This is a genomic window from Rhodococcus sp. NPDC003382 (assembly GCF_053589135.1).
The window spans coordinates 94118-110893 of sequence record NZ_JBSFRH010000018.1 but is presented as its reverse complement, the minus strand read 5'-3'; the positions used below and the strand labels follow the sequence as shown (position 1 = coordinate 110893).

Annotated in this window: 19 protein-coding genes and 1 tRNA gene; 11 read left to right on the top strand and 9 right to left on the bottom strand. The window is 68.3% G+C overall.

Annotated features, from left to right (window positions below; genetic code table 11):
* Positions 1 to 79 precede the first annotated feature (79 nt).
* Entirely contained in the window at positions 80 to 769 is a 690-nt protein-coding gene (locus tag ACWDUD_RS14665) for a flavodoxin family protein (RefSeq protein WP_450109764.1), read from the bottom strand.
* Positions 770 to 1063: 294 nt separating this feature from the next.
* Between ACWDUD_RS14665 and ACWDUD_RS14660 the strand changes: the two genes are divergently transcribed.
* Positions 1064 to 1672: a hypothetical protein gene (locus tag ACWDUD_RS14660; RefSeq protein ID WP_450109763.1), complete on the top strand. Its 609-nt coding sequence runs from the start codon at positions 1064 to 1066 to the stop codon at positions 1670 to 1672.
* Positions 1673 to 1721: 49 nt separating this feature from the next.
* Here the strand turns inward: ACWDUD_RS14660 and ACWDUD_RS14655 are convergent, their stop codons facing one another.
* Positions 1722 to 2873: a GIY-YIG nuclease family protein gene (locus ACWDUD_RS14655; RefSeq protein ID WP_450109762.1), complete on the bottom strand. Its 1152-nt coding sequence runs from the start codon at positions 2871 to 2873 to the stop codon at positions 1722 to 1724.
* Between the two features lie 89 nt (positions 2874 to 2962).
* Here ACWDUD_RS14655 and ACWDUD_RS14650 point away from each other — a divergent pair, with 89 nt between their 5' ends.
* Both ACWDUD_RS14650 and ACWDUD_RS14645 read left to right on the top strand, forming a co-directional pair.
* Complete coding sequence (locus tag ACWDUD_RS14650) at positions 2963 to 4000, top strand: hypothetical protein (RefSeq protein ID WP_450109761.1); 1038 nt, start codon at positions 2963 to 2965, stop codon at positions 3998 to 4000.
* Between the two features lie 73 nt (positions 4001 to 4073).
* Positions 4074 to 4679, top strand: coding sequence for a putative glycolipid-binding domain-containing protein (locus ACWDUD_RS14645; RefSeq protein ID WP_197256319.1), 606 nt, complete (start codon positions 4074 to 4076; stop codon positions 4677 to 4679).
* Here ACWDUD_RS14645 and ACWDUD_RS14640 read toward each other — a convergent pair.
* Positions 4655 to 6025 carry an amidase gene (locus ACWDUD_RS14640; protein WP_450109760.1) on the bottom strand — a complete coding sequence of 457 codons (1371 nt, stop codon included), beginning with the start codon at positions 6023 to 6025 and terminating at the stop codon, positions 4655 to 4657. The genes ACWDUD_RS14645 and ACWDUD_RS14640 overlap by 25 nt on opposite strands.
* Positions 6013 to 6975, bottom strand: a complete 963-nt coding sequence (locus ACWDUD_RS14635; RefSeq protein WP_450109759.1) for a prephenate dehydrogenase — start codon at positions 6973 to 6975, stop codon at positions 6013 to 6015. The genes ACWDUD_RS14640 and ACWDUD_RS14635 overlap by 13 nt, the downstream gene beginning before the upstream one ends.
* 48 nt (positions 6976 to 7023) lie before the next feature.
* Here ACWDUD_RS14635 and ACWDUD_RS14630 point away from each other — a divergent pair, with 48 nt between their 5' ends.
* From ACWDUD_RS14630 to ACWDUD_RS14620, 3 genes are all read left to right on the top strand, one after another.
* Entirely contained in the window at positions 7024 to 7584 is a 561-nt protein-coding gene (locus tag ACWDUD_RS14630) for a tRNA adenosine deaminase-associated protein (RefSeq protein ID WP_197256317.1), read from the top strand.
* Positions 7585 to 8052: a nucleoside deaminase gene (locus ACWDUD_RS14625; protein ID WP_248675246.1), complete on the top strand. Its 468-nt coding sequence runs from the start codon at positions 7585 to 7587 to the stop codon at positions 8050 to 8052.
* Between the two features lie 54 nt (positions 8053 to 8106).
* Positions 8107 to 8197: transfer RNA gene (locus ACWDUD_RS14620), tRNA-Ser, on the top strand.
* Between the two features lie 46 nt (positions 8198 to 8243).
* Here the strand turns inward: ACWDUD_RS14620 and ACWDUD_RS14615 are convergent.
* The 3 genes from ACWDUD_RS14615 to ACWDUD_RS14605 form a co-directional block, all read right to left on the bottom strand.
* Positions 8244 to 9065, bottom strand: coding sequence for a cytochrome c oxidase assembly protein (locus tag ACWDUD_RS14615; RefSeq protein WP_450109758.1), 822 nt, complete (start codon positions 9063 to 9065; stop codon positions 8244 to 8246).
* A 3-nt stretch (positions 9066 to 9068) separates the two neighbouring features.
* Entirely contained in the window at positions 9069 to 9545 is a 477-nt protein-coding gene (locus tag ACWDUD_RS14610) for a DUF2243 domain-containing protein (protein WP_450109757.1), read from the bottom strand.
* Positions 9546 to 9656: 111 nt separating this feature from the next.
* Complete coding sequence (locus tag ACWDUD_RS14605; protein ID WP_450109756.1) at positions 9657 to 11168, bottom strand: DUF222 domain-containing protein; 1512 nt, start codon at positions 11166 to 11168, stop codon at positions 9657 to 9659.
* A 235-nt stretch (positions 11169 to 11403) separates the two neighbouring features.
* Between ACWDUD_RS14605 and ACWDUD_RS14600 the strand changes: the two genes are divergently transcribed.
* From ACWDUD_RS14600 to ACWDUD_RS14585, 4 genes are all read left to right on the top strand, one after another.
* Entirely contained in the window at positions 11404 to 12306 is a 903-nt protein-coding gene (locus tag ACWDUD_RS14600) for a universal stress protein (protein WP_450109755.1), read from the top strand.
* A gap of 56 nt (positions 12307 to 12362) precedes the next feature.
* On the top strand, positions 12363 to 13862 hold the full coding sequence (locus ACWDUD_RS14595) for an amino acid permease (protein ID WP_197252097.1): 1500 nt from the start codon (positions 12363 to 12365) through the stop codon (positions 13860 to 13862).
* Positions 13863 to 13923: 61 nt separating this feature from the next.
* Positions 13924 to 14238 carry a hypothetical protein gene (locus tag ACWDUD_RS14590; protein ID WP_197252098.1) on the top strand — a complete coding sequence of 105 codons (315 nt, stop codon included), beginning with the start codon at positions 13924 to 13926 and terminating at the stop codon, positions 14236 to 14238.
* A 28-nt stretch (positions 14239 to 14266) separates the two neighbouring features.
* A complete protein-coding gene (locus ACWDUD_RS14585) occupies positions 14267 to 14482 on the top strand; it encodes a hypothetical protein (protein WP_450109754.1) in 216 nt (71 codons plus the stop codon).
* 32 nt (positions 14483 to 14514) lie between these two features.
* Here ACWDUD_RS14585 and ACWDUD_RS14580 read toward each other — a convergent pair whose 3' ends face one another.
* A complete protein-coding gene (locus ACWDUD_RS14580; RefSeq protein WP_450109753.1) occupies positions 14515 to 14985 on the bottom strand; it encodes a VOC family protein in 471 nt (156 codons plus the stop codon).
* A gap of 145 nt (positions 14986 to 15130) precedes the next feature.
* Between ACWDUD_RS14580 and ACWDUD_RS14575 the strand changes: the two genes are divergently transcribed.
* Positions 15131 to 15817: a YceI family protein gene (locus tag ACWDUD_RS14575; protein WP_450109752.1), complete on the top strand. Its 687-nt coding sequence runs from the start codon at positions 15131 to 15133 to the stop codon at positions 15815 to 15817.
* Here ACWDUD_RS14575 and ACWDUD_RS14570 read toward each other — a convergent pair.
* Positions 15798 to 16733 (bottom strand): sterol desaturase family protein, encoded by a 936-nt coding sequence (locus tag ACWDUD_RS14570; RefSeq protein WP_450109769.1) that lies wholly within the window; start codon positions 16731 to 16733, stop codon positions 15798 to 15800. The two genes, ACWDUD_RS14575 and ACWDUD_RS14570, sit on opposite strands and share 20 nt — an antisense overlap.
* Positions 16734 to 16776: the final 43 nt, after the last annotated feature.

The window sequence follows — 16776 nt, the reverse complement described above, 5'->3', positions numbered from 1 at the left end:
CCACCAGCATCGAAGGAGACCCGCCCTCATCGGCGGAGCCACACGGGTGAGCACTTTCGGTGAGCAGGACTGAGCAGGATCAATGAGCGCCATCATCCCAGCCAGAGCGCTGGTTTCCATGCGCCGGAATGCCGCCGGTGTCCTTGAGCAGCCGCGCCAGGTGCAGCAGATTCCACGTCATGAATGTCGTGTTGCGGTTGGTGAAGTCGTTCTCCGGCCCGCCTGAGCCTGGATCCAGATAGGACGGACCCGGGCCGGCCTCCCCGATCCAGCCGGCGTCGGCCTGCGGCGGGATGGTGTATCCGATGTGCTGCAGGGAGTACAGAATGTTGCTGGCGCAATGTTTGACGCCGTCTTCGTTGCCGGTGATCAGGCAACCGCCGACCCGTCCGTAGTACAGATATTGTCCGGCGTCGTTGAGCAGGTGGGAGCCGCCGTAGAGCCGCTCGATCACCTGCTTGGTGATCGAGCTGTTGTCGCCCAACCAGATCGGACCGGCGAGCACGAGGATGTCGGCGGCGAGCACCTTCTCGAAGATCTGTGGCCACTCGTCGCTTGCCCAGCCGTGTTCGGTCATGTCGGGCCACACCCCGGTGGCGATGTCGTGGTCGACGGGTCGGATCACTTCGACCGAGACTCCTTGGACGTTCATGATGGCGGTGCTGACATCGATCAGCCCCTGGGTGTTGCTCACTTCGGGTGAGCGTTTGAGAGTGCAGTTGAGGTAGAGGGCACGCAAGTCGTCGTAGCGTGGTTGCGCGTCGGTCATGGCAACTCCCGTCCAGCCGGAGTCAACCGCGCGACGGGAAGTCAGCGGCGCGCTGCCGGCACCGCGCTGGTGTCTCGGCCGTCGGCGGCTGCGGTCAAGCTCTATTGCAGCACAATATTTTCGAGGTATTTCGAAGTTCGAAGAGCAACGAACGTCGGACAGCAGGACGGTTGTCTGCCGGCCCCCGCAGGCGAATCATGGAATCTGCGGTGGCCGAGGCTGCCGGCCGCCGGCGATGCCGGTGGTGGACGGTTGCTGCCAGGCCATCGAGAACAGCTCGGTGAGGCAGTTGTGATGTTCATTCAGGTGTGGCAGGGCGCGGTGCGTGATCGGGACGCGCTACTGGACTGCATGGAACGGTGGACCCGCGAATTTCGACCGGAGGCACACGGATACTTGGGCAGCACTTCGGGTTTCAGTGACGACGGTACCTGGGTCTCCGTCGTGCGATTCGAGTCCGAGGAGATGGCCCGCCGCAACAGCGAGCGCCCGGAACAGGGTGAGTGGTGGGCAGAGGTCGAGCGGTGCTTCGACGGCCCGATCACGGTCCACGATTGCCGGGACGTCGACACGTGGATGGGCGGCGGATCGGACGAGGCAGGTTTCGTGCAGGTGATGGAGGGCCATTGCGACGACCTGCCGCGGATGCGGGAGGTGCTCGCGGAAGGGGCCGATCGGGTGCACGAACTGCGCCCGGAGATCCTCGGTGGGACGCTCGCGGCGTACGGCGACGACGGCTACGTCGAAACCGTGTACTTCTCGTCCGAGGAAGAGGCCCGCGCACACGAGCGGATCGAGATTCCCGACGATCTGCGGCCGTTGTTCGAGGAGGAGATGCGGTTGCTGGGCGACGTGCACTACTACGACCTGCACGCGCCGATCCTGACGTCCGCCGGTAGGTGACGGATGGACTTCGGCCCGAGCGGCGATTGCACGCTCGGGCCGAAGGGTTTCAGGGACGCGGCCGGGGAGTGGGGCGCGGCATCGCCTTCGTCAGACGCGGAGCCCATCCGTGCGACGGCCAGCGCTTGAGACCCAACCGATCCGGGGTCACCCGGGTGTCGACGAACATCTTCTCGAGTTCCGGATCGGACTCCCCGAGGAAGCGATACAGGATCGTGCCGCCGTTCTCCTCGGTGCGCGAGGCGGCTTCCCAGCCCGTCGCTCGGTATGCGCCGCGGACGATGTTGTCGGCGACCACGAGTATCGGCAGTCCGTCGACACGGCGTGCTGCGGTGCCGGCCGGCCACGGCCGATCGGCGAGATCCCGGACCTGCTCCGGCGATGCCGATTTCGCCTCCGTGATCCGCAGGACGACGCACGGCGTCGGCAACTCCGGTGCAGCCTTCGCCGAGTACTGGCGGACGAGTTCGGCGATCGGTCGCGCAACCCGATCCGCCTCCGAGTCGCCGGTGGTCCCGGCAAGGTTCGTCAGTACGAATTCACCGCGATGCGATTCGAGCAGACCCAGCGCGGCGACCACCGCCTGCGCGGTTGCGCCGGCGGCGTGATCGCCGTCCGCGGCGGGAAGCAGATGGTCGGCGACGACGAAATGCTCCACCGCGTATCCCGAGTCGTACACGCCACGGACGCGGCGCAGCGCCGCGTCGATCTCGGGGGTGCTCTGGGGTGCGCTCTCGCCCGCAGCGGTGAGCTTGTGCGTCTCACCGAGCGCCGCCCAGGTGAGCGCGAAGATGCGGTTTCCGCGACCGCTGCCGATGTGCAGCACGGTGCGGTCCCGAGGGTCGAACAGCGCGTACACGTAGGCGCCGAGCTGATCGACGACGGTGGCCGGCAGCGGATCGGGAGTCGGGGTGCGGTCGTCGACCTCGGTGACGATCGCCCGCAGGACGGTCAGCCGCAGCGCCACCGGGACGGTTCCTGCGGAACCTCCGAACAGCTCCCGGTTCGCGGCGTCGACGGAACCGAAGGTGCGTCCGATGTTGCGGCTGAGGGCACCGAGTGCGTGGGTGAACTCCGTGAGCCGCTGCCGAGGGTCGTCCGCCGTCTCGGGCAGCTCGTTGCTGGTCAGAAACATCTGGATCTCGGGCGATTCCAGAAGCGTCTGGGCGATGTTCGGAGGAACTGTCCACACGGTGCGCATGAGGCGACTCTAGGCCAGACAACGGCCCCAGACCCCGCACCGCGCGCATCGTCCTCGATCGTCCCGTGTCGCGGCTACGCTCGTCGATCATGGACGGGGTCCGACTCCGCGGCAGGTCCGCGTCGCGGTTGCTGCGTGACGCGAGCGCCTCGTCGCGCATCGAAGGTTTGGTGATCGTTGCCGTCACGACGATCCTGCTGGTGCGTCTGTACCTGCATCTGACGGGGTATCCGCAGGTCGGGGGCGCGACCCTGCACATCGCGCATTCGCTGTGGGGCGGGTTGCTGATGGTCGTGGCATTGTGCGGGCTGCTCACCTATCTCGGGCGCACCCCGCACGCGTTCGGGATCGTCGCCGGAGGCATCGGCTTCGGGTTGTTCCTCGACGAGATCGGCAAGTTCCTCACCAAGACGAACGACTACTTCTACCGGCCCTCCGTCGCGATCATGTACGTCGTGGTGCTGCTTCTGCTGCTCGCCAACCGTGCGATCCACGGGTTCCGGCCGGTCACGGCCCGGGAGGATCTGGCGAACGCCGCCTCGACCGCGGTGGACGGGGTGATGCGCGGGCTCACATCCGCCGAGCGGGCCCGCGCGACCGCGCAGTTGAGGTCCGCGCGGGCAGGTGGCGCGGACCCGGAAGCGGCCGACGAGATCGAGCGGTTGCTGGCCCGCTGCCGCGACCGCGACGACCGTCGGTCGCGGGTCGGTGCCGGCGTGAAACGGATGGTGCCGCCCGCCCTGCGCGGGGATCGTGGCACGTGGGCCGCGGCGGTGACACTGACAGTCTTCTCCGGGCTGATGCTCGTCCACGCGGTGGTCACCCTCGCCGACGATCTGAACGGCAGCGACCGCGACCTCACGGTGTGGTTCCAGTTCGTGGGGGTCACGGTGACGACGCTGCTGTGCGTGGTGGGGTTGACCGGGCTGTGGGGGCGCCGCGGGTGGGCGTTGCGGGTCTTCAGCGCGGCGGCCCTGATCACGGTGCTGTTCGTCGAGGTCGTCGACTTCGCGGTCGCGGAGTTCGGGGCCCTGCTCAATGTTGCCGTGGGTGCCGCGGCCCTGGCCGTGTTCTCGAATCGGCTCGCCGGCCGGGACCGTGACGAACCGATTGTTCCGGCCGTGTGAACAGGGAGTGGTTTCGAATCGAGCGCCGAGGCCACTTACGTGCCGTTCGTCGCTTACGGTAGACACCGTGAGCATGCCAGCCCCTGATGCCGCGAGCACTGCGGCGAGCAGCGCATCGACCTGGCCCGCGATTCTGACGTGGCGGGCGGTCGATGCGCCGCGTATGGAATCGGTCCGTGTGCAGTTGAGCGGTAGTCGCATCAAGTCGTCCGGCCGTATCGTCGGGGGTGCGTGCGCCGAGCATCCGGCCTTCAGTGCGTCCTACGACCTCGTGACCGACGAGAACGGTGTCACCCGCAGGTTGTCGGTGCGCACGACGCTGGCCTCGGGTGAGAAGCACATGTCGATCAGCCGGTCCGGTGAGGGAATCTGGATGGTCGACAACGGGACGCAGCATCAGCGGTCTGCGTTCGGTGGTGCACTCGACGTCGACGTGATCCTCAGCCCGTTCTTCAATGCGCTGCCGATCCGGCGGTACGCATTGCAGTCCGGCGCGGACGATCTCGAGGTTCCCGTCGTGTACGTGAACCTGCTCGATCTCAGCGTCGAGGAGGCGACGCTCATCTACAGCAGCGCCGCCGACGGCATCCACGTCATGTCACCTGTATCGAGTTCGACCGTCACGGTCGACGCGGACGGTTTCGTCGTCGACTATCACGGGCTCGCCGAACGCATCTGATCGTCCGGTGTGCCCTCGACGGCCAGGGCGAGCGCGAGCGCCGTGGACTCGCCGGGATGGCTGCCGTGTCCGCCGGGCCCGCTCGTCAGTCCGACGACCTGCAGGCCGACGGGGTGATCGTGGCCGTCCGGGGCCGGTACGGACAGTGCAGGGACCCCGAGCACGTTGAACGGGATGCAGCGCTGCAGCAGGGGAGCACGCAGCTCGGCGGGGTCGCTGTCCACCGGCGCCGACCGCACCCCGGTGGTGACGGTGAGCAGGGCGTCGAGTCGTTCGGTTCGGCGCAGTCGCCGCAGCACCTCGCCGCGCAGGCGTTCGGCCGCGCGCAGCGCCCGCAGGTATTCGGAGGCGGGCCGGTCGGCCTGCGCGGCCAGAAGCGCCGCCGTCGGCGGGCAATACCTGCCGGGGCCGTCCTCGAACCACCGTTGATGCGTTTCGTACGCCTCGGATCCGGTGACGATCGGATACGCCGCGAGCATCTCGTCCGTCTCGGGCAGTGTCGTCTCCACGACCTCGGCGCCGAGATCGCGGAGGGTGCGGCAGGCGGTGTCGAGCGCCGCGGCGACCTCGGCGTCGTCGATGTCCCAGATGCCGCCGCGCAGTACGCCCACGCGCAGTCCCGACACCGGGGTGCGCAGGTGCGCGACCCCGGGCAGCGCACCCCACGCCAGCCCGGCGTCGAGGACGTCGCCGGTGAGCAGGCCGATGTGGTCGAACGTGGTGGACAGCGGGAACACGCCGTCCAACGGCAGAGCGCCGCTGCTCGGCTTGAGCCCGACGATCCCGCACAGCGCAGCGGGTGTGCGGACACTGCACCCGGTGTCGGTGCCGAGCGCGAGCGGCACGATGCCCCTGCCGACCAGCACCGCCGAGCCCGACGACGAACCGCCGCTGATCAGCGCCGGATCGTGCGGGTGCGAGGCCGGACCGTCCGCGTTGACCAGACCGGTGGGGCCGTATGCGAACTCGTGCAGGTGCGTCTTGGCGACGACGATCGCCCCGGCTTCCCGCAGTTGCTCGACGATCCGGGCGTCCCGACGGGCCGGGGGTGCGTCGGCGAGGACGGCGCTGCCGCAGCGTGTCGGCATTCCCGCGACGTCGATGTTGTCCTTGATCGCGACGGCGACGCCGTGCAGCGGGCCGATCCAGCTGCCGGCGTCGAGCTCCGCGTCGGCGCGGGCCGCGGATTCGAGCGCGGCCGCGTCGTTGCGGGCGGCGACGATGTTGCCCCAGGGCGTGCCGTCGAGGGCGTCGAGTTCGGTGAGGACCTGCCGGACGTGGTCGGTCGCGGTGAGGTCGCGCTTGGCCAGGGCCGACGCGGTGTCGCGCAGATTCACGACGTCCACACCCCGCCGCGACGCCCGGCGTCGCGCAGCTGCTCGATCCAGTTTTCGTCGCCGGGAACGATCCCGGTGATGGGCTTGCGTTCGCGCTGCTCGTAGCGCAGCCGGGCCGCGTGGCCCGCGGACGTGAGGTCGCCGGTGCGGCCGTCGGCGAGCTGCTCGCGGGCGGTGCGCAGCACCTCGAGGGTTTCGTCGAGCGCCGCGAGCAGGGCGGTCGCGTTGCCCTCGCACATCGCGTCGACGAGCGCGGGTGCGGTCCCGGCGATGCGCGTGCCGTCGCGGAAGGAACCGGCCGCCAGCGCCAGCGCGAGGTCGCCGCCACCGGCCCCGGCGAGGGCGAGGGCTTCGGCGAGGATGTGCGGCAGATGCGAGATCCGCGCGACCGCCGCGTCGTGTTCCCCGGACTCGGCGGGCACGACCACCGAACCGCAGTCGAGGGCGAGTCCGGCGACCTGTTGCCATACGTCGGCGTCGGCTCCGTCGTCGACGGTCACCACCCACACGGCGTCGCGGAAGAGATCGGCGGTACCGGCGTCCCATCCGGATTCGGCGGTCCCGGCCATGGGATGCCCGCCGACGAAGCGTGCGGACAGTCCCCGTGCCGAGACCGCCGCGGCGACCGCGGACTTCACGCTCACCACGTCGGTCAGGGCGACGTTCGGGGCGTGCTCGGCGACCGCGGCGAGTACCGAGTCGACCACAGGCATCGGCACCGCGACGACGACCAGCGCGTCGGAAGCGGCCGCGCGGCGCAGCACCGTGGGCAGGTCGGTGGAGGCGTCGAAGCCGTCGGCGATCGCGGCGTCGACGGCACCGGACGAACGGTTGTATCCCCAGGCTTCGCGGCCCGCGGCGACGGCGGCACGCAGCAGCGAACCGCCGATCAGGCCGAGGCCGAGCACGCAGACGGGCGGGGCGGAAACTGCACTGGACACCGCATCAGGTTGGCACATTCGCCATCGGACTTCATTCACGGGACCGGGCCGACTACCGTTGCGCGCATGGCTGCACAGCGTGTAGGGGACAAGAGCCCTTCGGTGACAACATCCGGGGCATCCGGTGCTTCGTCGGAGGACCTGGACGGCTTCGCCGTCGCTGTCACGCGGGAGGAAGGCCGGTGGAAGTGCCGGGCCCTGACTTCTGCTGCGTTGACGAGTTTGGCGACGGCGGAGACGGAGCTGCGTGAGCTGCGGAGCTCCGGCGCGGTCTTCGGTCTGCTCAACGTGGACGACGAGTTCTTCGTGATTGTGCGTCCGGCTCCGGCGGGGACGCAGTTGCTGTTGTCCGACGCGACGATGGCGGTGGACTACGACATCGCCGCCGACGTGCTCGAGGCACTCAACATCGAGATTCCCGACATCGACCCGGACGAGCTGGACGAGGTCGAGCCGTGGGAAGAGGGGGACCTGGCGATCCTCGCCGACATGGGTCTGCCCGAGCCGGTCCTGGCGGTGATCCTGTCGGAGACGGAGCTGTATCCGGACGAGCAGATCGAGGAGATCGCGCAGCGCTGCGGGTTCGACGACGTGTTGTCCTCCACCTTGGACAAGCTGCAGAAGTAGATGGGTCTGCGGGACGACGAGGAACTGATCCGGGTCGCGCTCGAGGCCGCGAAAACGGCATCCGCCGGGGACGTCCCGGTGGGTGCGGTGGTCTTCGCGGCCGACGGCACCGAGCTGGCGCGGGCGGCGAACTCGCGGGAGGCGACCGGTGATCCGACCGCCCACGCCGAGATTCTCGCGTTGCGGGAGGCCGCGCGTGTGTACGGCGACGGGTGGCGGCTCGAGGGCGCGACCCTGGCCGTGACGCTCGAGCCGTGCACGATGTGCGCGGGCGCGATCGTGCTCGCCCGGGTCGGCCGGGTCGTGTTCGGGGCGTGGGAACCGAAGACCGGCGCGGTCGGGTCGCTGTGGGACGTGGTGCGCGACCGTCGCCTCACACATCGGCCCGCGGTGCGCGGTGGTGTTCTCGAGGCCGAATGCGCGGGGGTCCTCGAGGACTTCTTCCGCACCCACCGAGACCTTGCCTAGGGCTCTGACCAGCCGATTTCAACTCAGCGACGCGATCCGGTAAAGTCTTTTAGCGGTGGCGTGTCCGAGCGGCCTAAGGAGCACGCCTCGAAAGCGTGTGACGGGTAACCCCCGTCCGAGGGTTCAAATCCCTCCGCCACCGCCAAGAGTCCCTCACTTGCTCACGCAGGTGGGGGACTTTTTTCGTCCCGTCAGTGCGGGAGGGAATCGGCTTCGGGCACAGATCGGGCACTGTCTCGCGCACGGGTACGCGGCAGGAGCCAGGGGCGGCACACCAATACGAGCAGCGCGATCTCCACCGGTGCCCCGACGTAGTACATCAGTTCGGCACCCGCGCGAGCCTGTTCGACGGGCACACCGTCGGGTGGATCGGCATAGATGACCTTCGCGAGGATGTTGTGCGCTGCGATCGCCAGTACGAGCGCCCCGGCGCGCCACGGTGGTGAGGCGCGGTGCGGGGCGGGATCCGGTCCACCCAGCACGGCGAAGGTGAAGAGATACCCGGCGGCCAGGACGTGCGCGTGCACCAGGACATGGAGTGCCGGTTCGGTGTGCGTCGCCGCGTACAGGCCGGTGCGGTAGAGCACCCACAGCCCGCCGATGTCGAGTACGCCGGCGACGAACGGGTTGGTCGGTACCGCGAACGGGGGCGATGCCAACGCCCGTGCCAGGAGCCGGGCCGCGGGAACGGGGAGTAGTCGCAGAGCAAGGGTGACCGGTGCCGCCAGCACGAGGAGCAGTGGACCGAGCATGCCCAGAAGGACATGCGCGGCCATGTGGGCGACGAAGTCGTCGTGGGCGCGATCGGCGATGGGACCGACGAGTGCCACGCCCACCGAGGCCCATCCGGCAACCCACGCCGACGTCCGTTTCACCGGCCAGCAGACCTCGCGGCGCCGCAGTCGGCGGACGGCGAGCAGATAGGCGGCGACCGCGCCGACAACCAGCAGGACGGTGACCCACTCGCCCGGACCGAGGAGTGCGCTGCCCGCTTGGTGCTGGTGCTGGTTCATTCGTCAGGGGTGGACGTCGGCCCGGCGGGTGCGTCGTGCAGTCACGACCCACAACGCGATGCCGGCGGCCAGGAGAAGGGCGGCGACGATGTTCCATACGAGGTCGTAGGGCGTCAGGTTCACGTCGTAGCGGATCTGGTGGAGACCCAGCACCTTGTGTTGGAACAGGCCGTCGTAGAGCTGGAAGAACCCGGCTCCGGTCAGCCAGCCGGCGGCGAAGGCCGAAACTCGGAAGGTGCCGTCGCGCGCCAGCCCGAAGACCAGCATCAGGGCTGCGACGGTCGCGAACCAGCTGAACGCGTGGAAGAGCCCGTCCGAGACAAGTCCCGCATCGGAGGTGGACTTGTCGTAGAAGTGGTGCCAGTGCAGCAGCTGGTGGAAGACCGCCTCGTCGAGGAACGCCACGGTACCGAGTCCGAGCAGAATCCCGGCGACGATGTTGCGGCCGTGCTGTGTAGGGCGACGTGCCTGGGAGTCCATGCGGATTCACTCGCCTTCCGTTCATGCCGTAGGAGAGTCGGTACCCACACGGGTCGTTCCGAAACGAGTCGGGATTGTCCGTACGGGTTGATTCGTTGAGCCGGCGATCCGTTACGGAACCTCGCCACCGCTAGCATCCGCAACCGGTTCCCGCATCCATCGACGCCGGTGCTCGCGCAGCTCGGTCTCGCGGCGGGCCCGGTAGTGCGCCAACGCCGCCGACAACAGATCACCGAGGTGATGGCGGTGATTGACCCGCGGTCTCTGCTCGGGATCGATGTGCGGCGGCGGGATCCATTCGGTACGCCCCGGGTGCTCGGAGTCGGCCGACGCGACGCGTGTTTCCCAGCCACCGGGCCCGTCGTGCACAAAAGCATGACACGCGTCGCAGGCCAGGTCCTCGTTGGTGATGTCGGTGGCTCCACCGTCCCTCCACTCTCTGATGTGGTGCACCGCGGTGAGTGTCGCGGGGGCGTCGCAGCCGGGGCGGGTGCAGCCACCGGAGGCGGCGATCAACGCCAGCCGTTGATCGGCCGAGGCGAGTCGTTTCGCGCGACCGAGGTGCAGGGGCCGCCCGTGGTGATCGAAGACCGCCAGCACCGGATGCGCGGTCTCGGCCATCCGCAGCGCGTCCCGGATCGGCACCAACCCACCGGAGGCGGTGGTCACGACGCCGGACTCTTCCTCGAGCTGTTTGACGGTCATGGTCAGGATCGCGGTCACCGGCAATCCTCGGTGGCTGCCGAGCACACCCGCCGACAACATCTGCCGCAGGGCGACTTTCAACGCGTCGTGGTTACGCTGCACCGCGGTGCGGGTGTCGCGGGCCGCGGCCTTCGCGAGCGCGTCGCGGTCGAGGGTCTCGGATTCGACGTCACCGGAGGGTGATTCGGGGTCGTCCGGGTTGTTCATGCCGGGCCGGGCGAGTTTCGCCAGCACCGGTTCGAGCAGCGCCCGGGTCTCGGGATCGAGGAGCCCGGAGATCGGCGTCATGAGGTCGACGCCTTGTTTGCCGATCCGCAGACCGCGGCGCCGCTTGCGTTCCTTCTCGTCGGGCACGTCCCCGTCCGGATTCAGGTACGCGAGCAGATGCGCCCCGATCTTGGCGACTTCCTCGGGCGTCACCGAGCAGGCCGCGTCCGCGAGGATCTGCTCGGCGACGGTGATCTCGTCGAACCCGACCCCGTGCGGCACCTTCCGCATCACCTTCGCCACGGCCGCGACATGATCCGGTCCGATCGCGCCAGAGCGCGCCGCGGCAGCGGTGGCGGGCAGTTCCGGTTCCAGGTCCTCGCCGTCGAGGGAATGCCAGGTGCCGACCTTCTTCGCGCCCTTGACCCGCCGGGCCGCGTCCGCGGCGGAGATCCGCAGCATGCCGATGAGGAAGTCGTTGATCGAGCGGCACCCGAGGTCCTCCGGGACCCGTCGTTCGACGGCCTCGACGATCGCCCGGTGCCCGACGGCAGTGGCCTTGCGCAGGACGGTTTCGAAGCGCTGGAAGAACTCGACCAGCTCGTCGTTCGACAAGCCGGTGAGGTTGTCTTCGAGCAGGCCGTCGACAGCCTCGTCGAGGGCGGACAGCCGCGCCCCGACCTCGCCTTCTCGCACCCCCATCGAAAGCATGTTCGAACTATATCGAGGGGGTCCGACAAGTAGCGGGGAAGCTGAGGCTGCGGCGCCGCGGTGGAGTGCTAACCGCAGCGCCATTTGGTAAATGTGTTGTTCGGATCCTCGGGCCTCACTCCGGTGGAGTGGGCGAAGGTGCTCGGCGTCGGACTGACGGTCTTCTTCGTCGCCGAAGCGGAGAAGTGGGCAATTCGTCGCATCCACGCCGGACGTGAGGGGGGCTGTAGAAGCTATGGAGACGTCATCCCTTCGGCACATCCTGGTCGCCACCGACCTGTCCGACGGTGCGACGCACGCGGTCCGCCGCGCCGCGCAGCTCGCCCGCGAGCATCACGCACAGCTCACCGCGGTGTATGTGCCGGCCTCGGCCGCTCCGGAAAAGCTGCGGCGGGCGAATGCACTCCTGGCGGAGCATCTGCACCGATGCGTCGGCGACACAGCGGTCAATGACACACCGGTCAATGACACAGCGGTCGGGGACACGCAGGTCGACGGCGTGGTCCGGGCCGGTGACATCGTCTCCGTCGTCGGCGCCGTCGCCGGTGAGTGCGACGCCGACCTCCTGGTCGTCGGCGCGCACGGTGGGCGGTTTCCCATCGCGTTGCTGGGAAGCACCGCCGAACGACTCGTCGGAACCAGCGCCACGCCGGTGCTGGTGGTCCGGAATCCGTCCGACGGCCCCTACCGGACCGTTCTCCTGGCCGTGGACACCACTCCCGCATCCACAGCGGCCGCCCGCGTCGCGGCAGCATGGACACCCGACGCCGACCACATCCTCGTGCACGTGTCGGTCGTCATGGGCGAACAGCTGATGCGAATGCACGGCGCCGACGACGTGGGATTGGCGCAGCTGCGGCACGTGAGCACCGAGCAGGCCCGCTCCCACCTCGACGACTTCGCCTCGACGCTGATCCCCGAACCTGCCGACAGCCGCATCGAATCCGGTCATGCCGCCACGAGAATCCCGGAAATCGCCGACGAGTACCGCGCCGAGCTGATCGTCGTCGGGACCGGGGAGCGTTCCGCACTCGAATACGCGATGCTCGGCAGCGTCGCCCAGCACGTACTGCGCTTTGCCGGCACGGATGTCCTGGTGATGCCGGACGGCGGATCGAGCTCGAAATCGGCTGTATGAGTTTCCACTCGCAGGGGTAGCCGCAGCGGTACCTTCCTCCAAGGAGAGGAGTTGCCATGACTCAGGTCGGCGGCGCACGCAGGAGCGGACTCTTCCGCACCAAATCGGTCGAGCAGTCCATTCGCGACACCGACGAACCGGATTCGAAGCTCCGAAAAGACCTCACCGCGTGGGATCTGATCGTCTTCGGTGTTGCCGTTGTCATCGGTGCCGGTATCTTCACCTTGACGGCCCGGACCGCCGGTAATGTCGCGGGCCCGTCGGTGTCCCTCGCCTTCGTGTTCGCCGCGATCGCGTGCGCCCTCGCCGCCCTGTGCTACGCCGAGTTCGCGTCGACGGTGCCGGTCGCCGGTAGCGCCTACACGTACTCGTTCGCGACGTTCGGCGAGTTCATCGCGTGGATCATCGGCTGGGACCTCATCCTCGAGTTCGCGCTGGCCGCGGCGGTCGTCGCCAAGGGCTGGTCGCTGTATCTCGGTGAGGTGATCGGCGGACTGTCGTCGTCCTTCATGCTCGGGTCGGTGAAGGTGGACTGGGGCGCCGTCCTCATCACCGTCGTCATCGGCGTGCTCATCGCGACCGGCACGAAACTGTCGTCGCGGGTGTCGCTGGTGATCACCTCCATCAAGATCGCGGTCGTGATCTTCGTCGTCGTCCTCGGCGCGTTCTACATCCAGGCGGACAACTACTCGCCGTTCATTCCGCCGTCGGAGGCGGGCGACACCGGTGAGGGTCTGCACCAGTCGCTGTTCTCGTTCTTCACCGGCGCCGGCGGCAGCACGTTCGGGTGGTACGGCCTGCTCGCCGCGGCCAGCCTGGTCTTCTTCGCGTTCATCGGGTTCGACGTCGTCGCGACGACCGCGGAGGAGACCCGGAACCCGCAGAAGGCGGTGCCGATCGGCATCCTCGGCTCGCTCGCGATCGTCACCGTCCTGTACGTCGCGGTCAGTCTCGTCCTCACCGGCATGGTGAACTACACCGAACTCGCCGGGGACGAGTCGACCCTGGCGACGGCGTTCGCGCTCAACGGCATGGACTGGGCGAAGAACCTCATCTCCATCGGCGCTCTCGCCGGCCTGACCACCGTCGTCATGGTGCTCATGCTGGGGCAGACGCGCGTGCTCTTCGCGATGGCCCGCGACGGCCTCATGCCCCGACGTCTCTCGCACACCGGCCGCCACGGCACCCCGGTCCGCACGACCGTCGTCGTGACGGTGGTCGTCGCGATCCTTGCCGGCCTGATTCCGCTGGGCACCCTCGAGGAGATGGTGAACATCGGCACGCTGTTCGCGTTCGTCCTGGTCTCGATCGGCGTAATCCTGCTGCGGCGCATGCGTCCGGACCTCGAACGCGGATTCCGGGTTCCCTTCGTGCCCGTGGTGCCGATCCTCTCGGTGCTCGCGTGCGTGTGGCTGATGATCAACCTGTCGGTGGAGACGTGGCTGCGGTTCGTGGTGTGGATGGTCATCGGCGTCGTCGTCTACTTCACCTACAGCCGGAATCATTCGGTTCTCGCGAGACAGAACGCGGACGGATCACCGACGTCCTCGCCTTGACCGGAACGGGCAGGGCGAAGGTGCGAATCGAATATTCCCGAGCATCCGACCGGAGGCCACGATGCCGCAGCGTCTGAGAATCGACCGGGGTTTCACCATCGGGGCGGGGGCCGTGCAGTGCTGGTCGTGGAACTGGCACGGCGAACCCGACGCCGATCGCGGGCCCGTCCTCTTCATCGCGGATCCGAAGGACGTCCCGCCCCAGCGTGTCGTGCTGGTGACCTACGACATCGCCAAGTGCCGGGCCGGCCCGAACGAGCTGCATCCGTCGGAAGTGTTCTACGAGTTCAAGATCCGGAACGACAGCAACATCACCGTGGCGTTCCGGCTGGAAATCGTCCTGCTCGACGACATTCCGGTCCGTGACACGACATGAGACGACACGACACGAGAACGGAACCGCCATGAAGCTCACCGTCATCGTCGGTCCCGACGGCCAGGTGATCGGGACCGCCCACCACATCGACAGCGAGGAAGGCTCCGGGACCGGTGGCCCGATCGCGGGTCCCGGTCAGTCGGTGCTCCTCATCGACGTGCCCCCGGACGTTGAGAACGTCCACGACGTCGACGAGCTGTACCGGTCGCTCGAACGCATCATCCGGTCCGGCACCCCCAAGTAACCCACCTACACGTCAGCCGAGCTGCTCGAACGTCAGCGGAGCTGCTCGAACAGGGACACGATGATCCCGTCGGGTCCCCGCACGTAGGCCATGCGCACGCTGTTCTCGTACGTGCCAATGCCGCCGACGAGTCCGTACCCGTCCGCGGCCATCGCGTCGAGGGCCGCCTGCAGGTCACCGACCTCGAAGGACACGTTGCGCAGCCCGAGTTCGTTGGGCATCGCCGTCGGAGATCCGGGCACGTGGTCGGGCGTGACGAAGGCCGAGAGCTCGAGCCGGCACCCGCCGTCCGGCGGCCGCAGCATCACGATGTTGCAGTGCGTGCCGGGAAGGCCGCAGACGGTCTCCGGGAACTCGCCCTCCACGGATCCGGTGCCCTCCACCTCGAATCCCAGTTTCACGAAGAATGCCGTCGCCGCGTCCAGGTCCGAGACGGTGATGCCGACGTGGTCGAAACGTCGTACGTGTGCCTGTCGTACGTGTGTCTGTCGTACGTGTGTCATGGGGAACCATCCTCCGAAGTTGTTTCGCCGGTTCGATTCTGGGACGGAGCCGCGGCCGGGATCTCGACACGGCCCGAAAATCCGGAAGGTGACACCGCGCGCGCGGAACCTGCGAACCGCCGACACCGCAATTAGGGTCGTGGCCATGCGCAAACTCTGGTGGTCCCTCGCGGCGGTCGTCGTGATCGTGCTGCTCGGTTTCTTCGTCGCTCCGTGGGTGTACGGGACGTTCATCGCGGAGGACGACGCGCCCGCCGCGGCGGTGTCGACGTCCGGCGCGGAGGCCGCGACCGGCGACCTCGAGGGTGCCTGGACGATCACGCCCGGCTCGGAGGTCAATCGCACGGCCGCCGGGTACACCGTGCACGAGATTCTGCGCGGCGCCGACGTCACCGTCGTCGGCAGCACCGACCAGGTCACCGGGTCCGCGACGATCGAGGCCGACAAGCTCACCGCCGCGGAGGTGACCGTGCAGGTCGCCGGGATCACCACCGACAGTTCGCAGCGCGACGGCCAGTTCCGGGGCCGGGTCATGAACACCGACACCTATCCGACCGCCACGTTCGTCCTCGCCGAACCGGTGGACCTGTCGGGAGTGCCGACCGACGGGACGACCGCGACGCTGCCGGTCGCCGGGACGCTCACCCTGAAGGAGCGGTCGCTGCCGGTGACCGTGGACGTCGAGGTGCTGCGCTCGGGCGCCGACCTCGTGGCCTCGGGCAGTGTCCCGGTGGTCTGGTCGGACTTCGGGGTGGAGGCCCCGAGCCTCGGATTCGTCACCGTCGACGACCGCGGCAGCGTCGACTTCCTGGTCAGCTTCGCGAAGAACTGACCGCCGCGGACCGGTCGGCCGGTACCCAACCGGGCGGCCCGAACACGTAGCCGAGCTTGTCGCGCCACGACGACGCGGACCGCCAGTCCCGCGCGATCGCCCGGTACTCGTGGGTCTGCAGATCCCAGATGTTGTAGGTGCCCACCGGCTTGGTGAGCCCGTAGGTGGGCCGGTGGGTTTCGGGCCGGAACGTGCCGAACATGCGGTCCCACACGATGAACATGCCCGCGTAGTTGCGGTCCAGGTATTCGGGATCGCACCCGTGGTGCACCCGGTGGTGCGACGGTGTGTTGAACACGAACTCGATCGGCCGGGGGAGCGTCCCGACCCGCTCGGTGTGGACGAAGAACTGGTAGACGAGGTTGACCGAGAACCCGACGAACACCATCCACGGGGGAATGCCGAACAGCGGCAACGGGATCCACATGAGGATCTCGCCGCTGTTGTTCCACTTCTGACGCAGCGCGGTCGCGAAGTTGAAGTACTCGCTCGAGTGATGCGCCTGATGGGTGGCCCAGACGATGCGGACCCGGTGCGCGATGCGGTGGTACCAGTAGAACAGCAGGTCGACGCCGACGAGCAGGATCACCCACGTGTACCAGGCGTCGGCGGGCAGGTGCCACGGCGCCACGTACACCCAGATCGCCGCGTAGCCGACGAGCGCGACGACCTTCCACACCGCGCTGGTCGCGATGGACACCAGTCCCATCGACAGGCTCGCGCGCGCGTCACGGAACTCGTAGCCGCCGCGCGGCGGGCGGGTCCTGCCGTCCGCGCCGGGTTCGACGTGTTCGAGGGTGCGGGCGGCGGTCCACTCGAGGATCAGGAACAGCAGGAACGCCGGGATCGCGAGCGCCACCGGATCCTGTAGCGGCTCGAGCAGCGAACCCCACGAGTGGACCACGGTCTCCCACATGTCGCCCTCCGGTGTCGTGCGGACAGGCATTCAATCTACCGAA